Below are 19,542 nucleotides of genomic sequence, written 5' to 3'. Positions count from 1 at the left end.
CCATGGATGGCGATCCCCTTTCCGTGGCGACGCACGACGCAAAACCCGCGCACGATACACATAGCGAACACGATACACATGGTGAAAGTGAAACGGGCGGGTGGGGTGCGCTCGATAACTTGCCGGGCAATCCGATGATGTGGATTTTGATCATCAGCGAGCTTTTGGTGTTCGGGGCTTTTTTCCTCGGTTACAGCGTCGCCCGCGCGCTCGACCCCGTCACGTTCGCTTACGCTCAAGATCAGGTCGATCGCTTTGTCGGCGGCCTCAATACCCTTGTTTTGATTACCAGCGGCTATGTCCTGGCCTTGGCGGTGCGCCTGCGCGCACGCGGTCGTGTCTCCTTGTCGCGGCGCCTGACCCTTGTCGCGATGGCCGTCGGATCGGCCTTTTTGGTCATCAAAATCATCGAATACGCCGACATGTTCAGCCACGGCATCTCCATCGAGACAAATACCTATTTCACCTTGTTTTTTCTGATGACCGGGTTTCATTTCATGCACGTCGTCGCGGGCCTCGTGGTGCTGGGTCTCGTGACCTGGAAGAACAGCCTGGAAAACATGGAAACCGGGGCCGCTTTTTGGCACATGGTGGACCTGATTTGGATCGTCATGTACCCCCTTTTGTATCTGATCCGGTGAACCGATGCACTTTCAATCCCCTTCCAACCGTCGTCTGACCTGGACTTGGCTTGTTTTGGTCGGCCTGACCCTAGCGAGCATGGTCGGCGGGCGCGCCACGGCAGGCGATCCCCATCCCCTCGGCGTTTGGGTCGTCGTTGTCGTGCTTGCAATCACGACAGTCAAGGCCGCTCAGGTCCTTTTGAATTTTCTCAACCTGCGCGCCGCGAGCGGTGGCTGGCGGCAGGGTTTTCTCGTCGCGGTCTTCTTGATCAACGCGACGATAGCCCTGATCTATGCCTTTACCCCCTAAAGCCACGCTCGGGCGGACGATTTCAGCCGACCCAGGCCTGTTTCCAAGATTGAAATTGCAAAATATTCCATAACACATACTGCGCATTGCATTTGCCCGAAAGATGGTCGGACCAGATTTTTCGTACCTCGGTCGGATCGAAGAAACCCTCATCGCGCAATCGATTCTCGCTCAGCATGGCCTCGGCCCAATCGCGCAGTTCATGGCGCAGCCAGCTGTCGATCGGCACGCCGAAGCCCATCTTCGGGCGCGCCATCAATTTTTTCGGCACATGGCGATAGAGGACCTGACGCAAAAGCCACTTGCCTTCGCCGCCGCGTATTTTTTGATGCTTGGGCAGGCCCCAGGCGAATTCCACCACCCGATGATCGAGAAGCGGCACCCGGGCCTCAAGCGACACCGCCATCGACGCCCGATCGACCTTGGTCAAAATATCGTCGGGCAGATAGGTCACCGTATCCAGGTACTGCATTCGCTCGACGAAATCGGGGACATCGTCATGCACGGTCTCATCCCACAAAAGGCCACGCGGCTCGCGCGCGCCCGGCACCAGGGCCGCAGGATCACCCCATTGGCTGACCAGACGCAAATACAGGGCCTGCTGGCTGTCCAGGGACAGGATATCGGCCAGTTTATGAATTTTATCGCCGACCTGGGGCGGGCGGATACGATCGGGTAAAACGCTTAAAAGCGTATTCCAGGCGCTCGGTGTCAGCGTCTTCAGGCCGCCCGCGACCAGACCCCGCAACGGCCCCGGCCAATGGCCGAAGCGCCGCCACAGCGCCGCACCCAGGAAATAACGGTTATAGCCGCCGAATAACTCATCTCCGCCGTCGCCCGACAACGAGACCGTGACGTGCCGGCGCGTCATTTCAGACACCAAATAGGTCGGAACTTGAGAACTGTCGGCGAACGGCTCGTCATACCAAGTGGCCATGCCCGCCAATGCATCCCGGGCGTGACCGGGATCGACGTACAATTCGGTGTGCTCCGTGCCCAGATGCGCCGCCACCGCCTTGGCGTGACGGGCCTCGTCATAGCCGTGTTCGTGAAAGCCGATCGAAAAAGTCTTTACCGGGCGGGCGCTTTGCGCCTGCATCAAGGCGACCACCGTCGAACTGTCGATCCCCCCCGACAGAAAGGCCCCCAACGGCACATCGGCGACCATGCGCCGCCCGATGGCGTCCTTGAGCAGGTCTTCCAGGGCGTCGGTGGCGGCCGCATCGGTGGTGGCGACAGGCAGGCCGCCTTCTCGCCGGGCGAGAGACCGCATGTCCCAATAACGCGTTTTGACGGCGGCCCCATCGGCGGCGATGTCCACCATCACGCCCGGTTCCAGTTTTTCAATCCCGCCGTAGATCGAGTGCGGCGCCGGAACGTAGCCATGGCGTACGAAGGCGCATAGCGCGTCGCGGTCAATTTCTCCCCGCCACCCGGGATGCTTGGTGAAAGGGCCGGGCTGCGATCCAAAAAACAGCACCCCCCGGTTCCAGCCCCAATAAACGGGCTTGATCCCCAACCGGTCGCGCACCAAGGTCAGCCGTCTTTCCCGGCGATCCCAAAGCGCCAAGGCGAACATCCCGAGCATCCGTTTCACCGTGCGCGCACCGCCCCACGCCGCCCAAGCCTCCAGGATCACTTCGGTATCGCTGTGACCACGAAAACAGACCCCCGCGCCTTCCAATTCGGCGCGGATTTCGGGAAAATTATAAATCTCGCCATTGTAGATGATGACATAGCGGCCATCGGCGGAGACCATCGGCTGACGGCCCATCGGCGATAGGTCGATGATCGACAACCGGCGATGGCCAAGCGCGACCCCCGTCTCGGGATCGCACCAACTTCCGGCGTCGTCCGGTCCCCGATAGGCGATGGTCTCGGCCATGGCCAAAACCAGCGCATCCATCTCGGCGGCGCTCTGCCCGCCTTTTGGATTTAAATACCCGACAAAACCGCACACGACTTAATGTTTCTCCATAAGATCCCGATAAAGCGCTTCGTACCGCTCGACGATGATGGGCAGCCCATACCTTTCTTCGATGTGGGAGCGTCTTTCGGCGCTCAGGCGGGTACGCCCGTCGTGCCCAAGGGCGTACGTATCCGCCAAGGCGCGGGTCAGCGCGTGGACGTCTCCTGGAGGAACGACACAACCGAAACGACCGACAATATCGCGGCAATCACCGACATCGGAGACGACCACCGGCGTACCGCAAGCCATCGCTTCGCCAACCACGTTGGGAAAACCTTCTGAGTGCGAAGCCAAAGCGAAAACGTCCAGCGCGGATAAGATACCTGAGATATCTTTTCGTTCCCCCAGCATGCGAACGTGGTTTTCCAAATTCCACTCCTGAATTTGGGACACCAAGGGACCGTCCTCCTCACATCCCCTACCGACGAATACGCCGATCAGATCACGTCCTTCCGCGTTTAAGCGCGATAACGCTGCGAGCATCCCGGCGTGATCCTTCATCGGGTCGACCCGCGCGACCATGCCAACGAGGAACGTATTGTCGTTGGCCCCGAGTTGTCGGCGAAGGGTCTTACGGCGCGCGGCATCCGGGCGAAACTGCGCAAGATCAAAGCCGTTGGGGATAACCTCCCAACGTTTAGGGCGATAACCCAAATTTTCATGTGCGCATTTCCCGGCCCGGGAGTTTACCACACACACATCCGGTCCACTCGAAAGCCGGGCGAGCAAATGCGGCATCACCCGTGACAATCGACCATAATGGCGCATGTCCATGTTCGAGCAGCGGATATTCCATGAAATCGCGGAAACTCCCGCCAATTTTCCCGCGATCAAACCGAGGAGATCCGCGTGGTAGAGCCACGTTTGCAAAACATCCGGGCGGATATCGCGCAACAAAGACACCAACCTGAAAAGAGCGAGCGGATTGGGCAGGCCGCGCGCCATGCCGAGATCGTAAACACGCACCCCCCGCTCGCGCAGAAGCGGCGCGAAAAAGCCTTCCGGGATCATGGAGACGACGGTATGGCGGACAGCCGATGTCTGCGTGCCCGCCAGTTTGTTGAGCATGCTTTCCGCGCCGCCGGGCCCTAAGCCTGTGATCAGGTGGCAAACGTCAATCACGGTTCTGTTTTTTTCCTATGCTTTTCAGAAGACATATTCATTGCAGCCATGCCGACGACCACACGTCTTTTCGTTAACTTTCCTCTCGTTCTCAAGCTACCGAATCCACCCCGAATCCTCGGCCCGTAATTCTTGAGCCACAATAGACAGTGAGCGCCATAACCTTCGCTATCGATGCACTTTTTTGACGCGCAATCCGCCTCATCGGTGCCCATCGAGAAAATTTCCGAAGCCCTCATCCCGTTCCACCCTGCAATCCACTTTAAATCGCATCGCACAAAATAGAGATCGGGTAACCGCGTCGCCCGGACACGTAAATCCCACTTGCGACATCATGCGTGTCCGCCGCCGAATCGAGGCTCTTTCATAGTCTCAAAGACCGGCGCCCCGCAACATCCAATCTTACGTCCGAGAATGGCAACGCTTTCCGAAGGCACCGATAAGGCGATTTACGCCGACGGCGAAAACGTTAACGGATGTACAGTCACAAAAATTCGTATAAGAGTATAAAATAAGCGTAGGACATAATAACGCCCGCAGAGAACGCGCCTCGTTTTTTACGTGATCGAGGCGCTTTACGTAGTCGAGATGCGCTCTCGCCGCGTTATTGAAGGGGAGTTTTTCGAGTTGGAGACGAGCGGCATTTCGGTGATCATCCCACACTACAATCATGGCGACGTTATTCGCAGACAACTGAACGCCATCCGCCGCCAGACTCTTGAGGCGGATGAAATTATCGTCGTCGATGATTTTTCCCCCGCCGACAAGCTTGCGGAGGTTATCGAGGCCGCCTCCGAAATACCTACGGCACGGGTTGTGCGAAAAGAAAAAAACGACGGCGCTGCGCGTGCCTGTAACGTCGGCCTTGCCGAATCGAGGGGCGCGTACGTTTGCTTTCTCGCCTGCGACGATGAAATCTTGCCGGATTTGTTTCGTACGGCGGTCCACTTCCTAGATACCCATCGCAAGGCGTCATTCGTGTTTTTCGATCCGGCAGTTATCAATCCGCACAACGGTGAGATTCGCACCTTTCCGCTATTTCTGTCCGACATACCGACATTTATCGATGCAACTGAAATGGAGCGTGTATTATCTAAGAATTTTTTCACGTTTTCGACGAATACGATTATCTTTCGTCGGTCTCGTCTCGATGGCGGAATGCCCGCGAACTTGGGATCCTTTGCGGATAATTTCCTCGATTTTCGCCTAGCACTTACTACGGGCGCCGTATACGTTCCAAAAGTAATGGGCTATTTTTACGAGTATCCAGATTCTTATTCTTCAAAAAAAACCCTTAACGCCACCGTGGTGCGTAAATTGACCAATTCGTTTCTCGAAACCTTAGAGGACAACGAAACGGCAGACCTGTACGCGCGTTTTCGTAACGTCGGTGTTTTACCCGAGCATAGCCTGCGCGCCATACTATGGTTGCTGACGACGCCCCGAGGCCGGCGATACATCACCAGTCGCTTAATCCTTCGGAACCTCACGCGGTCGGCTTGGCGCATCGCAAGGCCGCTCGCACCACACGGCATACGACAATTGATGCGACGCGTATCCGCGAGGCGGGTATAGGCCCAAGCAATTACCCCCCAGCCCGACGACGTTCCGCCCCGAGCGAAGAATTCATACTTTTCAGTTGTATCACTTTCTGCCCACGATAGTATGAAGGCCGCTTTCGGATTCTACCTTAACGAGGAACGGCCCTACGATGGATAGATACGGTATCGACAGCCACAAATTGGCCTATCACCCGCGACGCGTCGCCCAGTTCTTGGACGCCGGCGACAATTGGGAAAAGGCGAAAGACGTCTATCCGATCTATGTCGAGGTATCCCCGGTCGGCGCGTGTAATCACCGCTGCACATTCTGCGCCGTCGATTATATTGGTTACAAAAGCCGGATGCTCGACGCCGACATCTACGCCGAACGCGTGGTGGAGATGGGACGCCTTGGCGTTAAAAGCATTATGTACGCGGGAGAGGGCGAACCTCTTTTGCACAAGAAAATCAACCAAATTGTCAAATCAACGACCGACGCGGGGATCGATGTTTCCTTCACGACAAACGCCGTCGTTCTAAACGAAGCCTTCGTCGAACAGTCCTTGGCCCGGACGTCCTGGATCAAGGTTTCGATGAATGCGGGCACGGCGGAAACGTACTCGAAGATACATCGAACCAAGGCGCGCGACTTCCAAACCGTGGTCGATAACCTCAAGCACGCCGTTTCGGTCAAAAAGAAAGAAGGGCTATCTTGCACCATCGGAGCCCAAACCCTTCTTCTTCCCGAAAACGCCGAGGAAATAGAAACACTCGCGCGAATCTGCCGCGATGAGATCGGCCTTGACTACCTTGTCGTCAAACCATATTCCCAGCATCTGTACAGCAATACGGAAGTTTACAAGGATATTCGTTACGCCCAGTTCATGGACCTGGCCGACACCGTGCGCCAGTTAAACACGGATGATTTTCACGTAATTTTTCGCGAACACACGATGAAAAAGTACGACCAGCCCAATGATGCGCGCTACACCAAATGTAACGCCACCCCATTTTTTTGGGCTTACATCATGGCGGACGGGCAGGTTTCCGGGTGCAGCGCACATTTGCTTCATGAAAAATTTATGTACGGAAATATTAATGATCGAAGCTTTCAATCCATCTGGACGGGACCTGAACGCGAAGCGAGCTTCCAATACGTGCGTCACGATCTGGATATCAAGAATTGTCGGAAAAACTGCCGCATGGACGAGATAAATCGCTATCTTTTCGACCTTCGCGAAGGCCTTATCGAACACGTTAATTTTATTTAAGCTCGATCGTTCATAATATCTATCGACCCGGATATATGAGAGCAAACGCAAACTGCGGAAAGTAGAAACAAGGGGAGTGACCGTTGACAAAAGCACTGGTTACCGGGGGGGCCGGCTTCATCGGAAGCCATTTGGCCGAGTTACTGATTTCCGAAGGGTGCGAGGTCATCGTCGTCGACAACCTGACTTCCGGACGAATGTCGAACCTTTCTTCGATCGCGGAACACGCGGGTTTCACGTTCATAGATGCCGATATCCGGGACATCGCGTCGCTAAAGCCGGCTTTTAAGGATGTCGATTGGGTGTTTCATCTCGCCGGACTAGCCGATATCGTGCCCTCCATTGAAATGCCGGGGCAGTATTTCAGCACCAACGTAACCGGGACCTTCAACGTTCTGGAGTGCGCCCGCAACGCCGGGGCCGAACGTATCGTTTACGCGGCATCCTCGTCGAGTTACGGCATCCCGGAAGTTTACCCGACCCCCGAAACGTCCCCCATTCAGCCCCAATATCCCTACGCCCTAACAAAATACATGGGCGAGGAACTTACGCTGCACTGGGCTCAGGTGTACGGGTTAGATGCCATTTCCTTGAGATTATTCAATGTTTATGGCACACGTTCACGCACGAGCGGGGCTTATGGCGCCGTATTCGGTGTCTTCCTGGCCCAAAAATTGAGTGGGCGGCCGTTTACGGTTGTCGGCGACGGACAACAGACGCGCGACTTTACCTACGTCACCGACGTGGCGCAGGCTTTTTTAGCCGCCGCGCAATCGCACGTTTCCGGCGAGGCCATGAACGTTGGAAGCGGCGGAACGTTTAGTATCAATCGACTTGTCGAATTGTTGGGCGGAGAGGTCGAATTCATCCCCAAAAGACCCGGCGAACCAGATTGTACTTTCGCCGATATCAATAAAATAAACACCCTTTTAGGGTGGCGCGCGCGCATCTCCTTCGAAGAGGGAGTCGGGCACATGCTGGAACATATTACCGACTGGCGGGATGCTCCCGTTTGGGATCCCAAAAGCATAGACCAGGCGACGGAAGCGTGGTTTCAGTATTTGGGCGATTAGAAATTTTTATGACTGGAGATGAGTGAGATCGTGCTGTGTGATATGTCCATCGCCACCCGGGTGGCGGAATTTGGCGCTATATTGAAAAAAACGAACCTTACTAATCGTCGCGGGGAATTGCGCGATCTCGAACAGGCGATGAGCGACCTCGCCAAGCGCTTCATCACGCTCCGCGAAGCGGGGCGAAACCTGTTTCTAGTGGGAAACGGCGGCAGCGCCGGAGTCGCCGGCCATGCCGCGACGGACTTTTTTAATGTGGCGCGCCTAAAGGCCATAACTTTACACGAGGCGTCCCTCATGACGTGCATGAGCAATGATTTCGGCTATGAAAACGCATTTGCGCGAATGTTGTCACAATTGGTCGAGCCTAACGATATTCTGATCGCGATCAGCAGCTCTGGAAATTCCGCTAATATTACAAACGCGGCCAAGCGAGCGACGGAAAAAGGCGCCGAGGTGATCACGATGAGCGGATTCACCTTCGACAACGCCCTACGCGGGATGGGTGACGTTAACTTTTGGTTGGATTCGCACGACTATGGCTTTGTCGAGATCGGACACCAGTTTCTCCTCCACAATATCTCGGATCGGCTGAACGAAAAACTATGCGAAGTCTAGAATGGAAAGCGAAGATGGCCCGCAATGATAAATAACAAAATCGTTTCTCTGGAGGAGCTGTCCGATCGCACCGAATCTTTTCGGGGGGACGGTAAGACGGTTGTCCAATGTCATGGCACTTTCGACCTCATGCATACGGGCCATATTCGCTACCTCCAACGTGCGAAGCTGGAAGGTGATGTTCTTGTTGTCACCGTAACGGCCGATAAGTTTGTCAACAAAGGCCCTGGGCGTCCGGTCTTCAGCGAGCAATTACGGGCAGAAAATTTGGCCGCCCTTGAGTGTGTAGACCTTGTCGCCGTCAACCATGACGTTTCCGCCGTCAATGCGATACACAAGATAAAGCCGAACGTCTACGTGAAAGGCAGCGAGTATCGCTCGCACGGCGAGGACATAACGGGCAACATTCGCCTAGAGCAAGAGGCGACGACGGCCCATGGCGGCAGGGTCTTTTACACCGACGAAATCACCTTCAGTTCAACCAGCTTGCTTAACGAGCATTTTGGCGTTTTTTCCCCGGAAACAAAAGATTTCCTGATGTCTTTCCAAAAAAAATGGCCACAAAAGGACGTGTCCAAGCTCTTGGATTCCCTATCCGATCTTAACGTTCTGGTTATCGGCGACGCCATTATCGATCAGTATCACTACGTTTCTTCCCTGGGGCAAACGGGAAAAGGAAACGTCCTTGCGGTCAAATATGATACGGAGGAGCAATTCGCCGGGGGGTCCATCGCAATTGCAAACCATGTCGCCCAATTTTCCAATTCCGTGACCTTGGTTGCGGGACTGGGCGATCACGATAGCCACGAAGACTACATTCGCACCAAGCTAAACGACAATGTAACGCCTGTTTTTTCTTATTTTGTCAATGCGCCAACAGTGACCAAGCGCCGTTTCGTGGACAGCGATATGTCCAAGCTATTTGAGGTCTACTTTTTCCACGACCAACCCCAGCTTAAAAACAATGGCGCGGACACGTGTACTTGGCTGGAAAAAAGAGTCGCCGACTACGATGTCGTTATCGTTACGGATTTTGGAAACGGTTTCATCACCCGGGAAATGACAAAAATTATCTCGGACAGGGCGCCTTTTCTTGCCGTTAACACCCAGGTCAACAGCGGCAACCGCGGCTATCATGTCATCAATCGATATTCCCGCGCAGACTTTATTTCTCTCAACGAGCCGGAACTCCGTCTGGCTGCTCATGATCGCCATAGACCCCTGGAGACCATCGGTGAAATGATTGCCGCGAGGCTCGACTCTAAGTATCTTGCCGTTACGCGCGGTATGAACGGCGTTATGATGTACGAGGCGGAGCCTCAGACTTTTCATAAGATTCCCGCCCTGTCCTCACGCGTAGTCGACCGCATAGGCGCCGGAGATGCCTTTCTCGCCCTATCCGCTCTGGCCCTTAGCAAGGGATTGGGCGCCGACCTCTCCGCGTTCCTTGGTGCCGTTGCCGCCGCAATTGACGTTCAAATCGTATGTAATCGAGAGCCGATCGACCCTATCGCCATGAAGAAATACATCACGACCTTACTTAAATAACGGAAAAAACCGGTCACATGACAGATACGTCCCCAAGTCAATTGTTTCGTTCAATGCTCCGGATTCGGCGCATCGAGGAAGCCTTGGCCGAGCGCTACACCGAACAGGAAATGCGCTGTCCGATGCACCTGTGCATCGGACAAGAGGCGATTGCCGTCGGTGTTTGCGCATCGCTTAAACGCGAGGACCTCGTTTATAGTAATCATCGTGCGCACGGGCACTACCTTGCAAAGGGGGGAAATCTGAACGCAATGATCGCGGAATTGTATGGACGTGCGAGCGGATGTTGCGGGGGACGCGGGGGCTCGATGCACATGATCGACATGGATGTCGGCTTCATGGGCGCAACGCCAATCGTTGGCGGCACCGTTCCCTTGGCGGTGGGGACCGCTTGGGCGTGCGCACTGAAGGACACGGGACAGGTTACGGTGGTCTTCTTCGGCGACGGCTGTTTCGAGGAAGGTGTTGTTCACGAATCCCTAAACTTCGCCGCGCTGCATCGCCTGCCGATTCTTTTTGTCTGTGAAAATAATAATTTCTCGGTCTACACGCGACGTGAAGAACGCCAACCGGACCGCCCGATCCACCTATTGGCGGGAGCTCACGGCATAACTGCATATTCGGGAAACGGCAACGATGTCCAGGAGGTTCTGAACGCCTCGCGGCGCGCCGTGGAATCGATAAGATCCGGTCACGGCCCCCAGTTTTTGGAGTTTCACACCTATCGTTGGCGTGAGCACTGCGGTCCAAACTTCGACGACCAGCTTGGCTACCGCTCGAAACAGGAAATCGAAGCCGGAATGAACGACTGCCCTATCGCCAATTACGTTGAAAAAATAAACTTTAAAAACACCAGCATCACCCAGCAGGAAGCTGAGATTCGAGCGGAAATCACGGCCGCGTTCGAATTCGCGCTCTCTAGCCAAACTCCGACGATCAAGGACGCCGAAGGAAAAGTCTATGCCTGAAGCGCCATCACACGAGATCACGTTTGCTCAAGCCGTTCGGGAAGGCTTCGAGCAAGCAATGGAGCAAGACCAAAACGTGATTGTCATCGGTGAGGGGGTCCCCGATCCCAAAGCGATCTTTACGACGACGTCCGGATTGCGGGAAAAATTCGGGCATCGGCGCGTTTTCGACATGCCTCTTTCTGAAAACGGCCTGACGGGCGTTTGCATCGGGGCCGCACTGCAGGGAATACGCCCGGTCCTGGTGCATCAACGTATCGATTTCGCCCTTCTATCCATGGATCAATTGGTCAACAACGCGGCAAAGTGGCATTATATGTTCGACGGGAAAGCGTCGGTTCCTCTGGTCGTGCGGATGATTGTTGGGCGCGGATGGGGGCAGGGGCCACAGCACTCTCAAAGCCTACAATCCATGTTTGCCCAGGTTCCGGGGATGAAGGTTGTTATGCCAACAACGGGATACGATGCGAAGGGAATGCTTATCGCCGCCATCAAGGACGACAATCCCGTACTGATCATCGAACATCGATGGTTACATCAAATCAAGGACGTCGTTCCACTTGGTCCGTACGACGCGCCCTTACATAAAGCCAAAGTTTTGCATGAAGGCTCCGACGTCACCGTGGCGGCCTTTTCTTATATGACCGTCGAGGCGCTCGTCGCCGCAAAGGCTTTATTATCGACTATGGGCGTCAGCATCGAGGTTATAGATATGCGCAGCGTTCGCCCGCTGGATACCGAAACCGTACTGTCATCCGTCAAGAAAACGGGACGTTTGATCGTCGCGGACACGGCTTTTCGCACAGGAAGTATCGCCGGTGAAGTGATCGCTCAAATCGTCGAAAAGGGTTTTAACGCGTTAAAAGCGAAACCGGTGCGAATCGCATCCCCGGATTTTCCTGCGCCAACCTCTCAATACATGTCCGAACACTACTATCCCGACGCCCGCACCATCGCGGAGGCGGTTATCGACCTAGTGGAGGGACCGCGGAGCACGGGCGGATACGCCCAACTGAAAATCGACATCCACCCGCGGGGGCGCCACGATACGCCCAACCAGGAATTCACCGGTCCTTTTTAACCTTGATCCAGATCTGACGAGATAAACAACAATGAATCAACTGACCTACGCAAACGTCCCCACGCCGACCCCCGGAGACGATTGGCTGCGCCTGCGCGATGCGGAACGACGCGCCCGCGTTAACGCGGCACTGGAGGCCATGCCCGCATCCACGCGTAAGGCCGTAAACGTCGTGGAGTGCAAAGACGACGGACAAGTTATTTTAAGACTTCTCGAACCGCTCTCCCCGGACAAGCGCGGCACGCTTTTGCTCGATGTGGAAGACCACTTAAAAACTTCCCTCGATAACGCTTTGGTGGTGTGGTTGGAACCGCTCGGGGATAGAAGCTCATTGCGCAAACTGCGTGGAATCGAGGTAAAATCATGAGTGAAGCCATACAAACGCGCGAAGGCGCATTGATTTTAGATTCGCACAAGCTGTCCTATCACTTCGACCGAGTCCAAGCCTGGGAGGCCGGCGAACGGATCGCTCCGGTCAGCGTCGATATGTCGCTAACCAGATCGTGCAGCGCCATGTGTTCGTTTTGCTACGCCATGATGCAAGAATCACAGGCGCGCAGCAGCATCAAAACCGACAGCGCGCTTCATCTTCTCGATGACTTCGCGAGCATTGGCATCCGCAGTGTCTCGCTGGTTTCCGATGGTGAAAGCACACTATCCAAGGCCTATGTCCCCTTCATCCAACATGCCTCGGAACTGGGCATCGACGTCGGCAACGCCACGAACGCGTGGGAGTTCGGCGAAGACAAAATCGATCAAGTTCTACCGCACATGACCTGGATACGCTTTACCGTCGCGGCCGGGCGACCGGAGAGCTACGCCGACATCATGTACAAGGGACCCGAACATACCGAGGTGTTCGATCGCGCCATGAAAAATATCAAGTATGCGGTCGCCCTAAAAAAACGTTTGAATTTGCCGGTAACACTGGGCATTCAAATGGTGCTGATGCCTCACCTTAAGGATGAAATCATCCCCTTCGCCCAATTGGGACTCGATTTGGGCGTCGATTACGCCGTGATCAAACACTGTTCGGACGATGAGCAGCACACGCTTGGCATCGATTATTCTCAATATGAAGGGCTTCACGATCTACTCACCGCGGCCGAGGATATGAGCAACGAACAAACCAAAGTCATCGTCAAGTGGAGCAAAATCCGCGACGGCGACAAACCGACATATAGCCGCTTCTATGGGCCGCAATTTCTTCTCCAAATCAGCGGCAGCGGCCTCGTCGCCCCCTCGGGCATGTTCTTCAATGCGCGCTATTCAAAATTGCACATCGGGAATTTTGTCGAGGAGCGTTTCAAAGATATCTGGAAATCGGAACGCTATTGGAGAGCGATGAACTATTTGGCGTCCCCGTCCTTCGACGCCCAAACCATGATGGGAACTCTGCCGATCCAACACTACGTCAGCGCTGCGCTCGACAACCACGCGAAGGGCATTCAACGGATTCAACCCGGCCAGGACCCTAAGCCCATGCATGTGAATTTTTTGTAACGGGGACCGTCGCCTATATCCGGGGCATTTTTTACTAAAGAGCGTCTTCCCTAGAGGAACCGGTTAAAATGCCAAAGCACAAGTCTTTGCGTTTTTTGATTATGCCAAACGTCGCCAACGCCTATGACCAGCGCATGGTCAAGGGGTTGGCTGACGGCCTCAATGGCATCGGGCATTACGGCGCGGCCATGCCTACGCCGCTTTCGTCTGTGGAAATCATCAAACTGTGCGAGAATTTTTCCATCGATGTGGTGCTTCAAGTCAACCGTATTCGCGATCCCGATGTGCCGCTTCCTCCTCATATCCGCCATATTTCATGGTATCAGGACGTCTACCCGGAAACATTAGACGGTTTTTCAGAAAGTTTTCGTGATTTCGATCTTCTTTATGCGTTGGGAGATCCAGAGGTCCTTGGCATCAATGTCGAGGTTCCTTGTTTCGTGGGGAACCTTTTTACCGGCGTTGATCCGCAGACCTTGACCTTCACGCCACGTCTTTCCGAACAAAATATCGATTTTTCACTTTGTGCCGGACTGCCGGCTCCCGTAACCCCCGCGCCAAGCCCCAGACTGGACATGCTTTGGTTCCTGGACAACCTCATCTACAGCTTTCCGTTAATCGGACGTTCACGCCTGATTTGGCTGTTGAGAAGGATGTTTTTTGGAAAATATATTCCGGTCGATTATGTTCCGCTTGCGATCCTGCAGGTCATACAGCAGGTCGTCGATAGCTTTTACCGGCCCCTGCGCGGGGAACTGAACATCCACAAACTCGCCGCAGCCATGCTCGATCAAGCGGCATTGTACGACGACAAACTTTCCGCGCCGACACCGAAAAAACCGCGCCTGCGCAAAAAACGCGCCTGCGCGCATATCCTCACACCCTACGTCACACAGAGGTCAACATTTAGGGCGAAACTTCTCCGCTATATGACGGGACACGCCAGCATTCAGACGCGCGGCGGAATTTCACCCATTGCGGGCGCCATTAGTTATTTTTCTCAATCATACCCTCGTCTTATGGATCGCGTCGCCTTGGTTAAGCTTGCCGAACGCGTTTCCAGTTCTCTTGAACTATACGGGCCGGGACTGGAGTTGCACGAGTTTGCGCGCCCCTATCACAAGGGCGTTCTTACGACACAAAAAGACCTGCTAGATGTCTACGCACGCTCGAAAATTAATCTGTCGAACAACACCCACGGTTTAGGGCTGCACAGCCGAACGCTGGAGTGTATGGCCGTCGGTGGATTCTTGTTCATGCATGAGTCCCCTCACGACAAAACGGTCGGTGGAATGCTGTCTTCATTCGAACCTGGCGTACATTATGGCGCTTACACGCCTGAAAATTTTGAGGACGAAGCGCGCCGCTGGCTGCATGACGACGCCGGACGCCGTCAAGTAGGAGAGAACGCCAAACGGGTGATCCAAGAACGCCACTGCTGGCGCCACAGGGCGCAACAAATCGTTGACGACTTGGCGCGTTGACGCGCTGTCTTATACGCTATAAAAATTACACTATAACAATTTATAATAATCTAAGTTTCAGCGAGAGAAGGCTCTTCGGTTACCCCAGCGGGGCTAAGTTTTAGAACATCGGCCTCTAAAGATCAGCCTAACGTCAACGGACGGTTACTTTGAAACCGGAGATTTTCTGCAAACTAACGAAACAATGACGAGATACCCGTATCGGATGAAGGCTTGAAACGCATGCACATCTTGCTTGTTGTTCCCCGTTATGGCGATAACTGGGGAGAATTCTATCAGTTCCCGCTGGGACTCGGCTACATTGCGTCCGCGATGAAGCAAGCGGGGCACATGGTATCCGGCCTAAATCTCAATCACCACAGGGGGCGCATCGAGGACCTCGTTACTTCCAAAATCGCCGCGATACAGCCCGATGTTTGCGCGACGGGAGGGCTTTCTCCGTTCTTAAGTCTCGCACAGTCGATATTTTCGGCCGCGCGCAAAGCCAAACCGGGTATCATCAATATCGCCGGCGGCGGCATGGTCAGCGGCGAGCCCGGCGTTATTTTGGATGTCATGGACATTGATTACGGCGTGGTCGGCGAAGGCGAGATCACCATCGTCGAGTTGCTGGCCCGTATTCAAGGCGGCGGCGATCTTTATGAGGTCAACGGCATCGTGTTTCGCGATGAAACCGGACGGACTGTGGAAACCCTGGCGCGCCCCCAAGTCGGCGACTTGGGAACGATAACATGGCCCGATTACGATCTTCTGGAATGCGAAGACAATGTTTCCAATCAACGTGCGTTGGACAGCTATTTTTTTCAAAGACAACCCCATAGCAAGCCCCGCGCCATCGATATGATCACCAGCCGGTCCTGCCCGTTCAAGTGCACGTTCTGTTTCCACCCGACCGGAAAAACCTACCGCGAAAGGCCGCTCGACGATTTCTTCGCCGAGCTAGACACTCTGGTCGCACGCTACGATATCAACATGGTTGGCCTTATCGACGAGCTGTTTTCCTTAAAAAGGCGGCGTCTCCTTGAATTTTGTGCCCGGATCAAGCCGTATAATCTGCAATGGATGGTCCAACTCCATGTCAATAGCGCCACGGAGGAAACAGTCAAAGCCATGCGCGATTCGGGCTGCGCCTACATTAGCTACGGTATTGAGAGCATGAGTCAGCCCGTGCTCGAAAGCATGCAGAAAAAATCGAGAACGCATCGCATCGACGAAGCCTTGACGATGACCTTCGAGAGCAAGATCGGCATTCAGGGAAATCTGCTTTTCGGGGATAGCGCCGAGACATTGGACACGGCCAATGAATCCATGCATTGGTGGGCGCGCAATCGCCAATACCAAATAAATTTAACTCCCCTGATGGTTTTTCCGGGAAGTCCCGATTATCTGAAGTCCCTGGAAGACGGTTTAATCGTGGACCGTGCCGCGTACGTCCAAGACATCCCAAGTGAATTCAATATCTCTAAAATGAACGATAAGAATATGGGGATGGTCGGATTCATAGTGTGGGTCTTCGCCAACTCGCTCTTAAATGTGGCCCCCCTGACGTCCTTTGAGCGTTCGTCGGACCAATCCCCGGGGCGTGACACGGCCTATGACGTCGTCTGGAGCTGCCCGCGTTGTGGTAGTGAGAACGAATACATCGGCGTGATCTTACCGCCACACAGTGGACACACCATAAGGTTTACCTGCCGCGACTGCGCATCTCGATGGGATGTCGAAAACAGGGCGTTCACGCTCCCCGAAAACGGGATTGACGATGCGACCTGCCGCAAGCGACTGCAAAAAGCCGTCAAGTTGTTCGACAGAAAAAAATACGGAGAAAGCCACGCCATCGCCAATCCCCTGATGGGCGAAGCTCCAAGCTTTATCCCCGCCCGACTGTTCATGGCCGAATTCTATCGCCGCGTCGGACCAGCAGAACATATGCTGAAATCGTTCGGCTCCGCCCTCGGCATGGACCCGTTGAGCCCCGATAGACACAGCGATTTCGCGGAAGCCTTAGTCGAAGTCGGCGCACATGGCGCCGCGCGGCTACACTATGAGCAAGCGATTAACCTGAACCCCGACAACGAGAGAGCTCTCTCGGGCCTAGCGTACGTTGACGGACCCGAAGTTTCCGACGCGCAAAGACAAACTTATTTCGTTTCGTGGTCCGATGCCCCCGCTCCAGCGCGCAACAGTTCTTGCAGAGCTTCAGCCGGAGAACTCGTTGCTTGACATTCCATTGAAAGGTACGCACGGTTTCTCGGGTTTGGAGAGCGTGACTACCCGGCTGTGTGATATCGCACTCCTGCGCCCAGAGCAGAAACAGGCCAGGTAAAGAATCCGGGAATAAAAAACGGGCCATTAGACGTGTTACACGACCGCGGGTTTTTTTGAACAGGACATCAAGAGGCAATTTGCATGCATGTTTTACTCGTCGTTCCTCGTTACAACGACCATTGGGGCGAGTTTTATCAAATACCCCTGGGTCTGGGTTACATCGCATCGGCAATGAAAAATGCGGGACACCGAGTAACGAGCCTCAACCTGAACCACTGCCGCGGCAGCGTCAAAAGCCTAATTAAGGCTAAAATCGCCGAAACAAATCCGGATGCATGCGCTTCCGGGTCTCTCGCCCCATTCCTCTTCGCCCTAAAAGATATCTTCGCCGCGGCAAGAGGCGCCAAACCTGAGATTATTAACATCGCAGGAGGGGGCCTGGTCAGCGGCGAGCCCGAAATGAGCCTGAACGTTCTGGATATTGACGTCGGCGTCATCAGCGAGGGCGAGGGAACCATCGTCGAGTTGCTGACGTACTTGGAAAAATCCGGGGATCTGCACGATGTGAACGGCATCGTATTCCGCGATGCGAACGGAAAAATTGTCCAAACGCTCCCCCGTACGCAAATTCGCGAACTGGGCGATCTCGCATGGCCGGACTATGACCTCCTCGAATGCGACAAAAACATCGCCAACCAGCGACCGCATGACAGTTATTTTTTTCATACCCAGCCGGACAGCGAACCGCGTTGCGTTGACATGATTTCAAGTCGGTCTTGTCCCTTTAGCTGTACGTTCTGTTTTCATCCCGTCGGCAAAGTATACCGGGAACGACCGCTGGATGAGTTTTTTGCCGAACTGGATGTCGTCGTCGAACGTTACCAAATAAATATGGTGGCCCTAATCGATGAGCTGTTTTCGCTAAAGCGAAAGCGGCTTCTGGAGTTTTGCGAACGGATCAAACCTTACAACCTGAAATGGATGGTCCAACTTCACGTTAGCAGCGTCGATGAGGAAACGCTGAGCGCCATGTCGGAGGCCGGCTGCACATATGTCAGCTACGGCATCGAAAGCATGAGCCTTCCCGTCCTGCAAAGCATGAAGAAAAAAACCAAACCGGAACGCATCGACGCCGCCTTGGCCCTGACTTACAAATACAAAATCGGGATCCAGGGAAATTTACTTTTCGGTGACAAGGCCGAAACGTTGGAAACGGCCAACGAATCCATGCATTGGTGGGCCCATAACCGGCGGTATACGGTCAACCTCACGCCGCTTGTCGTCTTTCCCGGCAGCCCCGATTATTATCAGGCCTTAAAAGATGGCATGATCGAAGACCGGGAAGCCTACGTGCGCGATATTCCAACCCAGTTCAATATCTCCCTCATGAACGACGATAATATTGAAATGGTCAGGTTCCAGATCTGGGTCTTCGCCAACACCCTCCTGAATCTTGCGCCACTCACCTCGTTCAAAGTTTCGCAGGACCAAATTCCAGATCGCGACCCGGCATATGACATCGAATGGGACTGCCCGCGGTGCGACCATCACAATAATTACCGGGGCACCATCTTGCCTTATGGCGAAGGGCGCACCCTCCGGTTAACCTGCCGCGAATGTTTGACGCGATGGGATATTGAGAACAAAACCCATCTTAATGCAGAGGGCGTTAACGAGGATATCGTGCGGCCATCCCGGCGTCGGCTTGCCGAAGGTTTGCGCCTTGCCGGAGCGCTAAAACGTAAAATCCGGGAAGGAAAATTCCGCGACATCGCCAATAAGGCGTCGGCAATCGCCCTCAACGCCATGCCGTCACGTAAAAGCGCTTCCCCGTCCCAGGACACGCGACCGTCGAAACATGTTATTAAATCCGTCGGCGGCGCCCTCCAAGCAAGCCCCTTTGATCCCCAGAAACATTGCAATTTCGCCGAGGCCCTGATCGGTATCGGGGCTTATGGAGCCGCGCGCATGCACTATCAGCAAGCACTCTTGTTGAGCCCCGACAATTCCAGGGCGAAGGCGGGACTAGCCGTTATCGACGGGCCATCCGTCACCGACGCACAACGCAGGACGTATTTCGTTTCCTGGTCCGATGCACCCCCGCCCGTGCGCAAGGAAAATCCGGAGGCCGTGTCGTGCTCATCGTGACGGCGCCCCGAAAATGAA

At 54.6% G+C, this 19,542-nt stretch carries 16 protein-coding genes; 14 read left to right on the top strand and 2 right to left on the bottom strand.

Annotation, left to right across the window (positions count from 1 at the left end):
* Window positions 1-2 precede the first annotated feature (2 nt).
* Both P3M64_RS10055 and P3M64_RS10050 read left to right on the top strand, forming a co-directional pair.
* Window positions 3-641: a cytochrome c oxidase subunit 3 family protein gene (locus P3M64_RS10055; RefSeq protein WP_243644652.1), complete on the top strand. Its 639-nt coding sequence runs from the start codon at window positions 3-5 to the stop codon at window positions 639-641.
* 4 nt (window positions 642-645) lie between these two features.
* Window positions 646-933 (top strand): cytochrome C oxidase subunit IV family protein, encoded by a 288-nt coding sequence (locus tag P3M64_RS10050; protein ID WP_132937474.1) that lies wholly within the window; start codon window positions 646-648, stop codon window positions 931-933.
* Between the two features lie 22 nt (window positions 934-955).
* On the opposite strand, the gene asnB is transcribed toward P3M64_RS10050, so the two are convergent.
* Together asnB and P3M64_RS10040 are read right to left on the bottom strand one after the other, a co-directional pair.
* Window positions 956-2,893, bottom strand: coding sequence for an asparagine synthase (glutamine-hydrolyzing) (gene asnB / locus P3M64_RS10045; RefSeq protein ID WP_132937475.1), 1,938 nt, complete (start codon window positions 2,891-2,893; stop codon window positions 956-958).
* Between the two features lie 3 nt (window positions 2,894-2,896).
* Window positions 2,897-4,024 (bottom strand): glycosyltransferase family 4 protein, encoded by a 1,128-nt coding sequence (locus P3M64_RS10040; protein WP_132937476.1) that lies wholly within the window; start codon window positions 4,022-4,024, stop codon window positions 2,897-2,899.
* Window positions 4,025-4,585: 561 nt separating this feature from the next.
* On the opposite strand from P3M64_RS10040, the gene P3M64_RS10035 reads away from it, so the two are divergent.
* The 12 genes from P3M64_RS10035 to P3M64_RS09980 all read left to right on the top strand — a co-directional run bounded on the left by P3M64_RS10035 (window position 4,586) and on the right by P3M64_RS09980 (window position 19,524).
* Complete coding sequence (locus P3M64_RS10035) at window positions 4,586-5,599, top strand: glycosyltransferase family 2 protein (protein WP_132937477.1); 1,014 nt, start codon at window positions 4,586-4,588, stop codon at window positions 5,597-5,599.
* Between the two features lie 136 nt (window positions 5,600-5,735).
* Entirely contained in the window at window positions 5,736-6,836 is a 1,101-nt protein-coding gene (locus P3M64_RS10030) for a radical SAM protein (RefSeq protein ID WP_132937478.1), read from the top strand.
* Between the two features lie 83 nt (window positions 6,837-6,919).
* Window positions 6,920-7,909, top strand: coding sequence for an SDR family oxidoreductase (locus tag P3M64_RS10025; RefSeq protein ID WP_132937479.1), 990 nt, complete (start codon window positions 6,920-6,922; stop codon window positions 7,907-7,909).
* Between the two features lie 18 nt (window positions 7,910-7,927).
* Entirely contained in the window at window positions 7,928-8,527 is a 600-nt protein-coding gene (locus tag P3M64_RS10020; RefSeq protein WP_132937480.1) for an SIS domain-containing protein, read from the top strand.
* Between the two features lie 24 nt (window positions 8,528-8,551).
* Window positions 8,552-10,075, top strand: a complete 1,524-nt coding sequence (locus P3M64_RS10015; protein WP_132937481.1) for a PfkB family carbohydrate kinase — start codon at window positions 8,552-8,554, stop codon at window positions 10,073-10,075.
* 17 nt (window positions 10,076-10,092) lie between these two features.
* On the top strand, window positions 10,093-11,043 hold the full coding sequence (locus P3M64_RS10010) for a thiamine pyrophosphate-dependent dehydrogenase E1 component subunit alpha (RefSeq protein WP_132937482.1): 951 nt from the start codon (window positions 10,093-10,095) through the stop codon (window positions 11,041-11,043).
* The gene (locus P3M64_RS10005) at window positions 11,036-12,124 is read left to right on the top strand and encodes an alpha-ketoacid dehydrogenase subunit beta (RefSeq protein ID WP_132937483.1); all 1,089 of its coding nucleotides are present in this window, start codon (window positions 11,036-11,038) and stop codon (window positions 12,122-12,124) included. Before P3M64_RS10010 ends, P3M64_RS10005 begins: the two co-directional genes overlap by 8 nt.
* A gap of 31 nt (window positions 12,125-12,155) precedes the next feature.
* Complete coding sequence (locus P3M64_RS10000; protein WP_132937484.1) at window positions 12,156-12,491, top strand: hypothetical protein; 336 nt, start codon at window positions 12,156-12,158, stop codon at window positions 12,489-12,491.
* Window positions 12,488-13,627, top strand: coding sequence for a radical SAM/SPASM domain-containing protein (locus P3M64_RS09995; RefSeq protein ID WP_132937485.1), 1,140 nt, complete (start codon window positions 12,488-12,490; stop codon window positions 13,625-13,627). The genes P3M64_RS10000 and P3M64_RS09995 overlap by 4 nt, the downstream gene beginning before the upstream one ends.
* Before the next feature lie 68 nt (window positions 13,628-13,695).
* Entirely contained in the window at window positions 13,696-15,111 is a 1,416-nt protein-coding gene (locus P3M64_RS09990) for a glycosyltransferase family protein (protein ID WP_132937486.1), read from the top strand.
* A gap of 222 nt (window positions 15,112-15,333) precedes the next feature.
* Window positions 15,334-17,331: a B12-binding domain-containing radical SAM protein gene (locus tag P3M64_RS09985; RefSeq protein ID WP_132937487.1), complete on the top strand. Its 1,998-nt coding sequence runs from the start codon at window positions 15,334-15,336 to the stop codon at window positions 17,329-17,331.
* A gap of 186 nt (window positions 17,332-17,517) precedes the next feature.
* On the top strand, window positions 17,518-19,524 hold the full coding sequence (locus P3M64_RS09980) for a B12-binding domain-containing radical SAM protein (RefSeq protein ID WP_132937488.1): 2,007 nt from the start codon (window positions 17,518-17,520) through the stop codon (window positions 19,522-19,524).
* Window positions 19,525-19,542 lie beyond the last annotated feature (18 nt).

It is taken from the genome of Varunaivibrio sulfuroxidans (genome assembly GCF_029318635.1).
GTDB classification, from domain to species: domain Bacteria; phylum Pseudomonadota; class Alphaproteobacteria; order Rhodospirillales; family Magnetovibrionaceae; genus Varunaivibrio; species Varunaivibrio sulfuroxidans.
Note: the sequence above shows the minus strand (reverse complement) of the source record. Positions and strands in the feature narration are given on the sequence as shown.

Coding starts and splice junctions, on each gene's coding strand:
- P3M64_RS10030 (WP_132937478.1), top strand. CDS start 5,736: ATGGATAGATACGGTATCGACAGCCACAAATTGGCCTATCACCCGCGA.
- P3M64_RS09990 (WP_132937486.1), top strand. CDS start 13,696: ATGCCAAAGCACAAGTCTTTGCGTTTTTTGATTATGCCAAACGTCGCC.
- P3M64_RS10005 (WP_132937483.1), top strand. CDS start 11,036: ATGCCTGAAGCGCCATCACACGAGATCACGTTTGCTCAAGCCGTTCGG.
- P3M64_RS10020 (WP_132937480.1), top strand. CDS start 7,928: ATGAGTGAGATCGTGCTGTGTGATATGTCCATCGCCACCCGGGTGGCG.
- P3M64_RS09985 (WP_132937487.1), top strand. CDS start 15,334: ATGCACATCTTGCTTGTTGTTCCCCGTTATGGCGATAACTGGGGAGAA.
- P3M64_RS09995 (WP_132937485.1), top strand. CDS start 12,488: ATGAGTGAAGCCATACAAACGCGCGAAGGCGCATTGATTTTAGATTCG.
- P3M64_RS10000 (WP_132937484.1), top strand. CDS start 12,156: ATGAATCAACTGACCTACGCAAACGTCCCCACGCCGACCCCCGGAGAC.
- P3M64_RS10015 (WP_132937481.1), top strand. CDS start 8,552: ATGATAAATAACAAAATCGTTTCTCTGGAGGAGCTGTCCGATCGCACC.
- P3M64_RS09980 (WP_132937488.1), top strand. CDS start 17,518: ATGCATGTTTTACTCGTCGTTCCTCGTTACAACGACCATTGGGGCGAG.
- P3M64_RS10010 (WP_132937482.1), top strand. CDS start 10,093: ATGACAGATACGTCCCCAAGTCAATTGTTTCGTTCAATGCTCCGGATT.
- P3M64_RS10055 (WP_243644652.1), top strand. CDS start 3: ATGGATGGCGATCCCCTTTCCGTGGCGACGCACGACGCAAAACCCGCG.
- P3M64_RS10050 (WP_132937474.1), top strand. CDS start 646: ATGCACTTTCAATCCCCTTCCAACCGTCGTCTGACCTGGACTTGGCTT.